Here is a 12,499-nt window from a genome sequence, read left to right as displayed (position 1 = left end):
GTTTCACCCACTCAGGGGTCTCGGGAGGCAACGCGATGACGGCGGTTATCGGCATCAAAGGGCACTGCGCCCATTGCGACATCACCTTCGAACTCAAGCCCTGGCAATTGAACGCCATTGCTATCCATGAGCCGTTTGATTGCCCGTATTGTCAGTGGGTCCTGGAATTGAACTGCCCCAGACAACTGCGCCAGTTCAAATCCCTGGATCACTGGGCCATGGTGCACCCAAGCTTGATGGTATTGACCAGCGTGGTGCTGATCGTGGCGATGGTGGCCGAGTGGCTGGGCCTGATCAGCATGATCGGGCAACTCAACGTCTCATTGCTGGTGGTGCTGATCCACTTTCTGATGCTGCGTTTTGTGCGCCACCGGCAGCGGCTGACCTTGGAACTGCAAGCAGTCAACGTGCTACCAGTTGAAGAGCTCGCACGCATTGCGTGTGCTCGTTTCGGCCAGCACTGAAGGGCTGATGCCCATGCGTTCGGCCAGGGCGTTACAGATGTCCGGAAGGTGTTGCGGGCTGTTGCGCTGGCCGGGGTACATGGCGGGCGCCATGTCTGGCGAATCGGTTTCCAGCACCAGCGCCTCAAGCGGCAGTTGGGTCAGCACCCTGTGCATGCGCAGCGCCTGGGGCCAGGTGGCCGCGCCGCCCAGGCCCAGTTTGAAACCGAGCTTGATGTATTCGCGGGCTTCCTCAACGCTGCCGGCAAACGCATGAATGATGCCGCCGCGCGGCAGGCGGATACGCTTGAGCGTGGCGATCACTGCCGCGTGGCTGCGGCGCACGTGCAGCAGGGCTGGGAGCTGGAACTCCACCGCCAGTTTCAGCTGCGCTTCAAACAGGCTTTGCTGACGTTCGCGGTCCAGCTGTTCGAGGAAGTAATCCAGGCCGATCTCACCGACGGCGCACAATTGCCGATGGCCCTGTAGACGGGTCAGCCAATCGCCCAACTCGATCAGATCGGCGGGGCGATGGTCCTCCAGATACACCGGGTGCAGGCCGAAGGCGGCGAATAAACCGTCATCTTCCTGTACCAGATCCCACAGCCGTTGCCAGTTCTGCTGATACACACCCAGCACTACCATGCGCTGCACGCCGAGTTGGCGGCTGTGGGCGAGGACTTCCCGGCGATCCATGTCGAAATCCGGGAAGTCCAGGTGGGTGTGGGTGTCGATCAGCTCCACGCTCAAGCCTCGTGAATGCGCTGCTTGAAGGTCCGGCCGATGGCATGCACGCCGGGCTCATACTGTTCTTGTTCGATGGCGGCCAGGGCCAGGCGCAGGGCGGTGTCGGCGATCAATTGATGTTGCTGGGCCATGGCGTTGACCGGCAAGGGCAGGAAGTCGAGCAGTTGGGTGTCGCCGAACGTGCCCAAGCGCAATGGCCGGGATTTGAGCGGGAAGTCGTGCAACGCATCGAACACACCTTGCAGCAGCACGTAGGAAGTAGTCACCAGCGCGTCAGGCAAATGCCCCAGGCGTTGCAGGAGTTCTTCCATCAACTGGCGGCCACAGTCACGGCTGAAGGCTTCACCCTGTTCGATCAGCACCTCGCCCTTGAAGTCGCGCAAGGCTTCACGGAAACCGGCGGCGCGTTCCTGGCTGATGCTCAGTTCCGGGTGCGCACCGATCAGCGCGATCTGCTTGGGCTGCGGCTGCAGCAGGCTGCTGGTGAGTTGCTGGCAGGCCTGGCGGTCGTCGCTGACCACCGAGCAGAACTGACCGGGTTCCATCACCCGGTCGATGGCGATCACCGGCAGGCCCTTGGCTTGCAGCTCCCGGTAACTGTCATCGCTGGCCGGCAAGCAACTGGCCACGAACAGCGCATCGCAGCGCCGCGCGCGGAACAGTTGCAACAGTTGGCGTTCGCTGTCGGCTTCGTCATCGGAGCTGGCGATCAGCAGTTGGTAGCCGCGCGCCCGCGCACCTTGTTCCAACAATTTGGCAATGCGCGCGTAACTGGGGTTTTCCAGGTCGGGCAAGATAAAGCCCAAGGTGCGCGTGTGCCGACTGCGCAGCCCGGCGGCCTGAGGGTTGGGCGTAAAGCCATGGGCTTCGACCACAGCACGCACCCGCTCGACGGTGGCGTTGCTGATGCGTTGCTGTTCGGCCTTGCCGTTGATGACATAGCTGGCGGTGGTGACGGACACACCGGCCAGACGGGCGATATCACTGAGTTTCAAACCGGGATTTCCTTGTTTTTTAGAGCTTGCCCCGACATTTTGTCCAATCGTAACCGATTCCTGCACACGACTATTGTCTGAGCTCAAGCGCCGAGTGGTCCTTCAAGCTTGCATAATTAGCGCTTAATCTGCCATAAATTCTAGATTAAACGTTTCAGCAAGCGTATTTTTACGATGTTCGCCACTGAGTGACTACTGCCAATTGACCACTCAGTCAGCTATTTTTGAACGCGCCTGCGCTGATTTATTCAAAACAATACCTAGTGCCCACAGTGCACTAACTAGGAGAACGGCATGCTTGAGCTCACTGTAGAGCAGATTTCCATGGGCCAGGTGGCCGTGGATAAATCTGCTGCCTTGCACCTGCTCGCGGACAAACTGGTGGCCGATGGCCTGGTCGCCGAGGGTTATCTGAGCGGCTTGCAAGCCCGTGAAGCCCAAGGCTCGACCTTTCTCGGCCAAGGTATTGCCATCCCTCATGGCACCCCGGAAACCCGCGACCAAGTGTTTTCCACGGGTGTGCGCCTGCTGCAGTTCCCCGAAGGGGTGGACTGGGGCGACGGCCAGATCGTCTACCTGGCGATTGGTATCGCGGCCAAATCCGATGAACACCTGCGCCTGCTGCAACTGCTCACCCGCGCCCTCGGTGAAACCGACCTGGGCCAGGCGCTGCGGCGTGCCGGCTCCGCCGAAGCCTTGCTGAAACTGCTGCAAGGCGCACCACAGGAACTGGCACTGGATGCGCAGATGATCAGCCTGGGCGTGTCGGCCGACGATTTCGAAGAGTTGGTCTGGCGCGGCGCACGCCTGTTGCGTCAGGCCGATTGCGTGAGTAATGGTTTCGCCGCCGTGTTGCAGCAAGTCGACGCGCTGCCGTTGGGCGATGGCCTGTGGTGGCTGCACAGCGAGCAGACGGTGAAGCGCCCTGGCCTTGCGTTTGTGACGCCGGACAAACCGATGCGCTATCTCGGCCAGCCCCTCAATGGCCTGTTTTGCCTGGCCAGCCTTGGGGAAGCTCATCAGACCTTGCTCGAACGCCTGTGCGCGTTGTTGATTGAAGGGCGCGGCCAGGAATTGGGCCGTGCTACCAGCAGCCGTGCAGTGCTTGAAGTACTCGGCGGTGAACTGCCGCCGGACTGGCCGAGTGCGCGCATTACCCTGGCCAATGCCCATGGTTTGCATGCAAGGCCGGCGAAGATCCTCGCGCAGTTGGCGAAAAGTTTTGACGGCGATATCCGCGTGCGCATCGTGGATGGCCCGGTAGGCGCGGTGTCGGTAAAAAGTCTGAGTAAGTTGCTGAGCCTCGGCGCCCGTCGCGGCCAGGTGCTGGAATTTGTCGCAGAACCTGCGATTGCCGATGATGCATTGCCAGCGCTGTTGGCGGCGGTGGAGCAAGGCCTTGGCGAAGAAGTCGAGCCGCTGCCGACCGCCAGTGCCCAGCCCGCCATCCTTGAAATTGAACCTGCGATCAGCGCGCCCGTGTCCGGCAGTCAGGTCCAGGCCATCGCCGCCGCGCCTGGCATTGCCATCGGCCCGGCGCATATCCAGACCCAACAGGTTTTCGATTACCCGCTGCGCGGCGAGTCTGCGGCCATTGAGCGCCAGCGCCTGCACGCCGCGCTCACCGAGGTGCGCGCGGATATCCAGGGCTTGATCGAGCGCAGCCAATCCAAGGCGATCCGCGAGATTTTCATCACTCACCAGGAAATGCTCGACGACCCGGAGCTGACCGACGAAGTCGACACGCGCCTCAAGCAAGGCGAGAGCGCGCAAGCGGCGTGGATGAGCGTGATCGAAGCCGCCGCCAAGCAGCAAGAGTCGCTGCAGGATGCCTTGCTCGCCGAGCGCGCCGCCGACCTGCGTGATATTGGCCGCCGGGTGCTGGCGCAATTGTGCGGCCTTGAAACCGCTCAGGAGCCGAGCGAGCCTTACATTCTGGTGATGGATGAAGTCGGCCCCTCTGACGTTGCACGCCTGGACCCCACCCGCGTCGCCGGCATCCTCACCGCCCGTGGCGGCGCCACGGCCCACAGTGCCATCGTTGCGCGTGCCTTGGGCATTCCGGCGTTGGTCGGCGCCGGCGCGGCGGTGTTGCTGCTGGCTGCGGGCACGCAGCTATTGCTCGACGGCCAGCGCGGTCGCCTGCATGTCGACCCCGACGCGACCACGCTGCAACGCGCCACGGTCGAGCGCGACACCCGCGAACAGCGCCTGCAAGCGGCCTCGGCCCAGCGCCATGAACCGGCCCTGACGCGCGATGGGCATGCCGTGGAAGTGTTCGCCAATATCGGCGAAAGCGCCGGCGTTGCGGCGGCGGTGGAGCAGGGCGCCGAAGGCATCGGACTGCTGCGCACCGAACTGATTTTCATGGCTCACCCGCAAGCACCGGATGAAGCCACCCAGGAAGCCGAATACCGCCGCGTGCTCGACGGCCTCGGCGGTCGCCCGCTGGTGGTGCGCACCCTGGATGTGGGCGGCGACAAACCGCTGCCGTATTGGCCGATTGCCGAGGAAGAAAACCCGTTCCTCGGTGTGCGCGGTATTCGCCTGACCTTGCAGCGCCCGCAGATCATGGAGGCGCAACTGCGTGCGTTGTTGCGCTCGGCGGACAACCGCCCGCTGCGCATCATGTTTCCCATGGTCGGCAGTGTCGATGAATGGCGTGCCGCCCGCGATATGACCGAGCGCCTGCGCCTGGAAATCCCGGTGGCCGACTTGCAGCTGGGCATCATGATCGAAGTACCGTCCGCCGCCTTGCTCGCGCCGGTACTCGCCAAAGAAGTCGACTTTTTCAGCGTCGGCACCAACGACCTCACCCAGTACACCCTGGCCATCGACCGTGGCCACCCAACCCTGTCGGCCCAGGCCGATGGCTTGCACCCGGCCGTGCTGCAATTGATCGACATCACCGTGCGCGCCGCCCATGCCCATGGCAAATGGGTCGGTGTGTGTGGCGAACTGGCGGCAGACCCGTTAGCGGTGCCGGTGCTGGTCGGCCTGGGTGTGGATGAGTTGAGTGTGTCGGCCCGCAGCATTCCGGAAGTGAAGGCGCGGGTGCGTGAATTCAGTCTGAGCGAGGCCCAGGGCCTGGCGCAAAAAGCGCTCGTGGTGGGCTCGCCCGCCGAAGTGCGAGCCCTAGTGGAGGCCGTGTAAATGGCGAAGATTCTAACCCTGACGCTGAACCCGGCGTTGGATCTTACGGTACGTCTGGCACACCTGGAACCGGGTGCTGTCAACCGCAGCGAAACCCTGCTGACCCATGCTGCCGGCAAGGGCGTGAATGTCGCCCAGGTGCTGGCGGACCTCGGGCATGACGTGAGCGTGGGCGGCTTTCTCGGCGCGTCAAACCCTGAGGCTTTCGAGGCACTGATCGCCAGCCGCGGGTTTGGCGACGCGTTCATCCGCGTGCCGGGTGAAACCCGTAGCAACATCAAGATTGCCGAGCAGGATGGTCGGGTCACCGACATCAATGCGCCGGGGCCGTTAGTGAGTGAGCAGGCGCAAAAACAACTGCTCAAAATGGTCGCGATCATCGGCCCTGAATTCGATGCGGTGGTGGTCGCCGGCAGTTTGCCGCGTGGCGTCAGCGCGCAGTGGTTTCAGGAACTGATATACGAGTTGAAAGGCCTCGGTTTGAAAGTCGCCCTCGACACCAGCGGCGAAGCCTTGCGCGCCGGCATCAAGGCCGGCCCGTGGTTGATCAAACCCAACACCGAAGAACTCGCCGAAGCCCTCGATTGCGCCACCGACTCCATCGCACAACAGGCCCAGGCCGCCGAGCGTTTGCATGCTCAAGGCGTGGAGCATGTGGTGGTTTCCCACGGCGCCGACGGTGTGAACTGGTTCAGCCCGGGCACCGCGCTGCAGGCCACGCCGCCCAAGGTCAGCGTCGCCAGCACAGTGGGTGCGGGTGACTCGCTGCTGGCCGGGATGCTGCACGGCTTGCTCAGTTTTGATCTACCGGAAACCACCTTGCGCCGGGCCACGGCGATTGCCGCCATGGCGGTCACGCAGATCGGTTTTGGCATCAGCGATGACGCGCAGTTGGCGCGCCTCGAAAGCGGCGTCCATGTGCGCACGCTGACAGAACAATAAGAGGGTTTGTAATGAAGTTAGCCATTGTTACCGCCTGCCCGAACGGCATGGTCACCAGTGTGCTGTGCGCCCGCTTGTTGGACGCCGCCGCGCAGCGCCAAGGCTGGAGCACCAGCACCGAAGTCGTGGATGTGCAGCGCCCGGAGCGGGCGTTGTCCCAAGCGACTATCGATGCGGCCGAGTGGGTGTTGCTGGTCAGCAGCACGCCGGTAGATATGCAGCGGTTTGTCGGCAAGCGTGTCTTCCAGAGCACGCCGGCCCAGGCGCTGGCGGATGTCGACGCGGTGCTGCGCCGTGGCGCCGAAGAGGCCCAGGAATACGTCGCCAGCCAAGCGCCGGTGGCGGCGAAGAATGCCCCGCGCATCGTCGCCATCACGGCCTGCCCGACCGGCGTGGCCCACACCTTCATGGCCGCAGAAGCCTTGCAGCAAACCGCCAAGCGCCTGGGTTATGACTTGCAGGTCGAAACCCAGGGTTCGGTGGGCGCACGCACGCCGTTGAGCGCGCAGGCCATCGCCGATGCCGATGTGGTGTTGCTGGCGGCGGATATCGAAGTCGCCACCGAGCGTTTCGCCGGCAAGAAGATTTACCGCTGTGGCACCGGCATCGCCCTCAAGCAGTCCGAGGCCACGCTCAACAAGGCACTGGCCGAAGGCGCGGTAGAAAACGCCGCCAGCGGTGCGGTCGGCAAAAAAGAAAAAACCGGCGTGTACAAACACTTGCTCACGGGTGTGTCGTTCATGTTGCCGATGGTGGTGGCGGGCGGGCTGCTGATCGCCTTGTCGTTTGTGTTCGGCATCCATGCTTTTGAAGAAAAAGGCACCTTGGCCGCCGCACTCAAAACCGTCGGTGATCAAGCCTTTATGCTGATGGTGCCGTTGCTGGCGGGCTATATCGCTTACTCGATTGCCGACCGTCCGGGCCTAGCGCCGGGCATGATCGGCGGCTTGCTGGCGGGCACCTTGGGCGCCGGGTTTATCGGCGGCATCCTCGCCGGTTTTCTGGCCGGTTACTGCGTCAAGCTGATCACCCGCGCGGTGCAATTGCCGCAAAGCCTGGAGGCGCTCAAGCCGATCCTGATCATCCCGCTGCTGGCGAGCTTGTTCACCGGCCTGGCGATGATCTATCTGGTCGGCCCGCCCGTGGCGCGGTTGCTCACGGGGCTGACGGATTTTCTCAGCACCATGGGCACCACCAATGCGGTGCTGCTGGGCATTTTGTTGGGCGGTATGATGTGTGTGGATTTGGGCGGGCCGATCAACAAGGCAGCGTATGCGTTTTCGGTCGGCCTGCTGGCCGCGTCCAGCGGCGCACCGATGGCGGCGACCATGGCCGCCGGCATGGTGCCGCCGATTGGCATGGGCATCGCCACCTTGCTGGCGCGGCGAAAGTTCGCCCAGACCGAGCGCGAGGCGGGCAAGGCTGCGATGATCCTGGGCCTGTGCTTTATCTCTGAAGGCGCGATTCCGTTTGCGGCCAAAGACCCGCTGCGGGTGATCCCGTCCAGCATCGCCGGTGGCGCGTTGACTGGCGCGTTGTCGATGTATTTCGGTTGCAAACTCGCCGCGCCCCATGGTGGTTTGTTTGTGCTGGTGATTCCAAATGCGATGAACCATGCGCTCCTGTATTTGCTGGCGATTGTGGCGGGCAGCTTGGTGACCGGGTTGGTGTATGCGCTGATCAAGCGCCCGGAGGCAGTGGAGCTGTCGGTCACTTCAGCCAAGGCCTGACACTGTTCAAAATGTGGGAGCGGGCTTGCTCGCGAATACGGTGTGTCAGCCACTACATCTGTAACTGACACACCGCTTTCGCGAGCAAGCCCGCTCCCACATTTGATCTTCATTGCCTGTGGGCGGTGTCACACGGGCTTCATGCTCCCGTGTTTAAGTTGCCCTTTTGATACTCAAGAGGGCACCTGCATGAGCCACTTCGATCTCGGCCGTCGCCGCGTGATGCAAGCCGTTGGCGCCGGGTTGTTGCTGCCGGGCCTGGCGCCGGCAGTGATCGCCTCGGTCAAAGACCGCCCGCAACTCACCGACGGCGTGCAGTCCGGCGACCTGCTGGGCGACCGCGCGATGATCTGGAGCCGCAGCGACCGCCCGGCGAAGATGGTGGTGGAGTGGGACACCCGCAGCGTGTTCAGCAACCCGCGAAAATTCATCTCGCCGTTGGCCGACAGCCGCACCGACTTTACCGCTCGCGTCGAACTCACCGGGCTGCCGGTCGATCAGGCGATTTTCTACCGTGTGCACTTTGAAGACGCCCAGACCGGCGTCGCCAGCGAGCCGTGGTTCGGCCACTTGCGCAGCGTGCCGCAGCAGCGTCGTGACATCCGTTTTGTGTGGAGCGGCGACACTGTCGGCCAGGGCTTCGGCATCAACCCGGACATCGGCGGCATGCGCATTTACGAAGCCATGCGCCTGCGCTTGCCGGACTTTTTTATCCACAGCGGCGACACCATCTACGCCGACGGCCCGGTGCCGGCGCAACTGACCGTTGAAGACGGGCGCATCTGGCGCAACATCACCACCGAAGCCAAAAGCAAAGTCGCCGAAACCCTCGACGAATATCGCGGCAATTACCGCTACAACCTGCTGGATGAAAACGTGCGCCGCTTCAATGCCGAAGTACCGCAGATCTGGCAATGGGACGACCATGAGGTGATCAACAACTGGTCGCCGAGCAAGGTGCTCGATGAGCGTTACCAGACCAAGGACATCAACACCTTGGTTGGCCGCGCACGCCAGGCCTGGCTGGAATATTCACCGATGCGCCGCCAGAGCGCCGATGGCGGTGGGCGCATCTATCGCAAGCTCAGCTACGGGCCATTGCTGGATGTGTTCGTGCTGGACATGCGCAGCTATCGCGGGCCTAACGACGACAACCTGGGCGGCGAAAAACCTTTTATGGGCCGTGAGCAACTGGACTGGCTCAAGCGCGAACTCAAGGCCTCCCAGGCGCAGTGGAAAGTCGTCGCCGCCGACATGCCTATCGGCCTCGGCGTGCCTGACGGCGAAGTCAGCCCCGGCGTGCCGCGTTGGGAAGCCATCGCCAACGGCGACCCAGGCCCGGCCCAGGGGCGTGAGTTGGAAATTGCCGAGCTGTTGGGCTTTTTGCGTGCGCAGCAGGTGCGCAACCATGTGTGGCTGACGGCGGATGTGCATTACTGCGCGGCGCATCATTACCACCCGGACCGCGCGGCGTTCCAGGATTTCGAGCCGTTCTGGGAGTTTGTGGCGGGGCCGCTGAATGCGGGGAGCTTTGGGCCTAATCAGTTGGACAAGACCTTTGGGCCGGAGGTGGTGTTCCAGAAGGCTCCGCCTGCGCAGAACACCTCGCCGTTTGCCGGTTTTCAGTTTTTTGGTGAGGTGCAGATTGATGGGCAGACGGCGGAGTTGACCGTGATCCTGCGCGACCTGGATGGGGTCTCGGTGTTCGAGCAAAAGCTGCAGCCCGCCTGACCTGCAATGCAATCAAATGTGGGAGCGGGCTTGCTCGCGAAAGCGCAGTGTCAGTCACCGAATGCATTGACTGACACACTGCTTTCGCGAGCAAGCCCGCTCCCACATTGGTTTTCAGTGTCTAAAAAATCTTAGTACACATCCCGACGATAGCGGCCCTGCTCGATCAAGCGCTCCACCGCTTCGCTGCCCAGCACCTCATGCAGCACCTGATCCACACCCGTGGCCATGCCCTGCAAGCTGCCGCACACATAAATCGCGGCGCCTTCGGCGAGCCATCGACGCAGTACATCCGCTGACTCACGCAGGCGGTCCTGTACATAGATTTTCTCTGCCTGGTCGCGGGAAAACGCCAGGTCCAGCAGGGCCAGGTCTCCGCTGGCCAGCCAGCCTTGCAGCTCGTCCTGGCACAGGTAGTCGTGGGCGATATTGCGTTCGCCGAACAGCAGCCAATTGCGCTGTTGGCCATCGGCAATGCGCGCTTTAAGCAGGCTGCGCAGGCCGGCCAGGCCGGTGCCGTTGCCCAGCAGGATCAGCGGCACCGGCGCTTCGGGCAAGTGGAAGCCACTGTTGCGGCGCAGGCGCAGGCTGATGCCGGAGCCGATGGCGGCATGTTCGGTCAGCCAGCCGGAGCCCAGGCCCAGGCTGCCGTCGGGGTGTCGCTCCTGGCGCACGATCAGCTCCAGCACGCCGTCGCTGGCGATCGAGGCAATGGAGTATTCGCGCATGCCCAAGGGCACCAGCGCGTTGACCAGCGCTTGTGCGTGCAAGCCCACCAAGTGTGCGCGGTTGTCCGGCAGTTGGCGGCTGGCCAGTGCCTGGTTAAGGGTTTGCGCCAGGCCGTCGATCAGTACGCCATCGCTGCCGGCCAGGCCGAGGCCGGCGAGGAAATGCTCGATGGCCCATGGGCAATTGCGCGGCAGTACTTCCACCAGGTCGCCGGCCAGCCAGCTTTGCGGCGCAGGCGGTGTGAGGCCCAGCAGGTAGACGTCCGAGCCGGCGCTGTCGCGGTTGAGCAGGGTGCGATGGCTGAGGGTCCAGTTTTCAAACTGAGGCGCTTGCCAGGTCGCTGCCGGTGCATGGCCGGTGAGTTGGCCCAGTTGCTGTTGCCAGACCAGCAGCGCTTCGCTGTCGCCGCTGTCGACTTCCACCGGCGCGAACAACGGCGTGCCGCCCTGGTGGGTCAGCCAGAAATGCAGGCGCCGGGCAAAGCCGCAGAAGTGTTCATATTGGCGATCACCCAGGGCCAGCACCGAGTAGTTCAAGCCTTTGAGTGACAGGTCCTGGCCGAGCACGCTGCGCTCAAAACCGCGGGCGCTGTCCGGGGCTTCGCCGTCGCCGAAGGTGCTGACCACGAACAGCGCATGCTGCGATTGGCTCAAGTCGTCCTGGCTGACGCTGCCCAGCGGCTGCACCTTCACCGGCAAGCCGGCGGCCTGCAATTGCCCGGCGGTTTGCCACGCCAGCTGCTCGGCAAAACCGCTCTGGCTGGCAAAGCCGATCAGCCAGGCCGGTGCATCGCTGTGGTTGGTGCCGAGGCCTTTGCGGGCGTCGCGCACCTGGCGTTTTTTGCGGCGACGGTCCAGGTACAGCAGCCAGCCGGTGATAAAGAATAGCGGCATCATCAGCGAGCTGAGGGTGAGGATGATTCGCCCGGTCCAACCAAAGTAGCTGCCGGTGTGCAGTGCATAAATGCTGGTGAGCAATTGGGACTTGAGCGTCTTGCTGGCGTACTGGTCGTGGGCTTTGACCTCGCCGGTAGCCGGGTCCAGGTTGATCTGGTTCAGCGCGCGGTCGTGGGGCGATGAGTTGAGCAGGTAATACACGATGGCCGGCTGCCCGGCGACGGCCGGCATGCGGATGTTGTAGGCACTCAAGCCGGGGCCGGCGTTGGCGTAGATACTGCTCCAGATCGCATCATAGTTGGCCACCGGCGCCGGGCCTTCGGGCGGCGGGCCACGTTTGCGCAGGCGCTCGTTTTGCGGCGCGTCGGACATCAGTTTGTTCAAGCCCTGGCTGTACCAGTCGTAGGACCAATACAGGCCAGTGAGCGCCGAGAACAGATAAAACAGCAGGCACCAGGTGCCGAACACCGAGTGCAGGTCCCAGTTGAAACTGCGGCCTTTCTTGCGCCAGTCCAGTGTCAGCCAGGCGCGCCAGCTTGCCACTTGGCGCGGCCAGCGCAGGTACAGGCCCGAGAGGCAGAAGAACACCAGGATGAGGGTGCAGGCGCCGGTGATGTTGCGGCCGGTTTCGCCCATGGCGAGGAAGCGGTGCAGTTGCAATATAAAGCCGAACACATCCTGGCCGACGGCGTCACCCATGTAGTCGCCGGTGTAGGGATCGAAGTAGCGCATCTGGCCGCGACGTTCGCCCGGCGGGGCGGTGAAGAACACGCGCGCGGCGTTGCCGCTGTCGCTTTCCACCCACAGCATCGATACGGTCTTGCCTTCGGTGGCTTCAAGCTTGCGCACCAGTTCGGCGGGCGGCAGCACACCGGCTTCGCGTTTTTCGACCTTCAAGACTGTGGGGTTCAGCGCCCGCAGAATTTCATCCTGAAATGAGACCGTAGCCCCGGTCATCCCCATCAACGCCAGCACTAGCCCGGCAGTGATGCCGAAGAACCAGTGCAACTGGAACAGGGTTTTCTTCAACACGTCGGACCGCCTCGCTCATCTGGATGGTGTTGTCACGGCGCGCATTATGCCGTGGGTTAACGAGAAATATTCTGTTTTGCACGCAAAAGCCCCACGCATCC

The 12,499-nt window shown here is 63.0% G+C and carries 8 protein-coding genes; 5 read left to right on the top strand and 3 right to left on the bottom strand.

Annotated features, from left to right (window positions below; genetic code table 11):
• Positions 1-35: 35 nt before the first annotated feature.
• A complete protein-coding gene (locus tag FFI16_RS22490; RefSeq protein WP_138816878.1) occupies positions 36-464 on the top strand; it encodes a hypothetical protein in 429 nt (142 codons plus the stop codon).
• Here the strand turns inward: FFI16_RS22490 and FFI16_RS22485 are convergent.
• Together FFI16_RS22485 and cra are read right to left on the bottom strand one after the other, a co-directional pair.
• Positions 411-1,187 (bottom strand): TatD family hydrolase, encoded by a 777-nt coding sequence (locus FFI16_RS22485; protein WP_138816877.1) that lies wholly within the window; start codon positions 1,185-1,187, stop codon positions 411-413. The two genes, FFI16_RS22490 and FFI16_RS22485, sit on opposite strands and share 54 nt — an antisense overlap.
• Before the next feature lie 2 nt (positions 1,188-1,189).
• Entirely contained in the window at positions 1,190-2,185 is a 996-nt protein-coding gene (gene cra, locus FFI16_RS22480) for a catabolite repressor/activator (protein WP_138816876.1), read from the bottom strand.
• 294 nt (positions 2,186-2,479) lie between these two features.
• On the opposite strand from cra, the gene ptsP reads away from it, so the two are divergent.
• The 4 genes from ptsP to FFI16_RS22460 all read left to right on the top strand — a co-directional run bounded on the left by ptsP (position 2,480) and on the right by FFI16_RS22460 (position 9,741).
• Positions 2,480-5,338 (top strand): phosphoenolpyruvate--protein phosphotransferase, encoded by a 2,859-nt coding sequence (gene ptsP, locus FFI16_RS22475; protein ID WP_138816875.1) that lies wholly within the window; start codon positions 2,480-2,482, stop codon positions 5,336-5,338.
• Positions 5,339-6,280 (top strand): 1-phosphofructokinase, encoded by a 942-nt coding sequence (gene pfkB / locus FFI16_RS22470; RefSeq protein WP_138816874.1) that lies wholly within the window; start codon positions 5,339-5,341, stop codon positions 6,278-6,280.
• Positions 6,281-6,291: 11 nt separating this feature from the next.
• On the top strand, positions 6,292-8,010 hold the full coding sequence (locus tag FFI16_RS22465) for a PTS fructose-like transporter subunit IIB (protein WP_138816873.1): 1,719 nt from the start codon (positions 6,292-6,294) through the stop codon (positions 8,008-8,010).
• A gap of 189 nt (positions 8,011-8,199) precedes the next feature.
• Positions 8,200-9,741: an alkaline phosphatase gene (locus tag FFI16_RS22460; protein ID WP_099548346.1), complete on the top strand. Its 1,542-nt coding sequence runs from the start codon at positions 8,200-8,202 to the stop codon at positions 9,739-9,741.
• Between the two features lie 131 nt (positions 9,742-9,872).
• Here the strand turns inward: FFI16_RS22460 and FFI16_RS22455 are convergent, their stop codons facing one another.
• Positions 9,873-12,398, bottom strand: coding sequence for a sulfite reductase flavoprotein subunit alpha (locus tag FFI16_RS22455; protein ID WP_138816872.1), 2,526 nt, complete (start codon positions 12,396-12,398; stop codon positions 9,873-9,875).
• Positions 12,399-12,499: the final 101 nt, after the last annotated feature.

It is taken from the genome of Pseudomonas sp. KBS0710 (assembly GCF_005938045.2).
In the GTDB taxonomy this organism is placed as follows: domain Bacteria; phylum Pseudomonadota; class Gammaproteobacteria; order Pseudomonadales; family Pseudomonadaceae; genus Aquipseudomonas.
The sequence above is the reverse complement of the archived record's forward strand: the minus strand, read 5'-3'. Positions and strand labels throughout refer to the sequence as shown.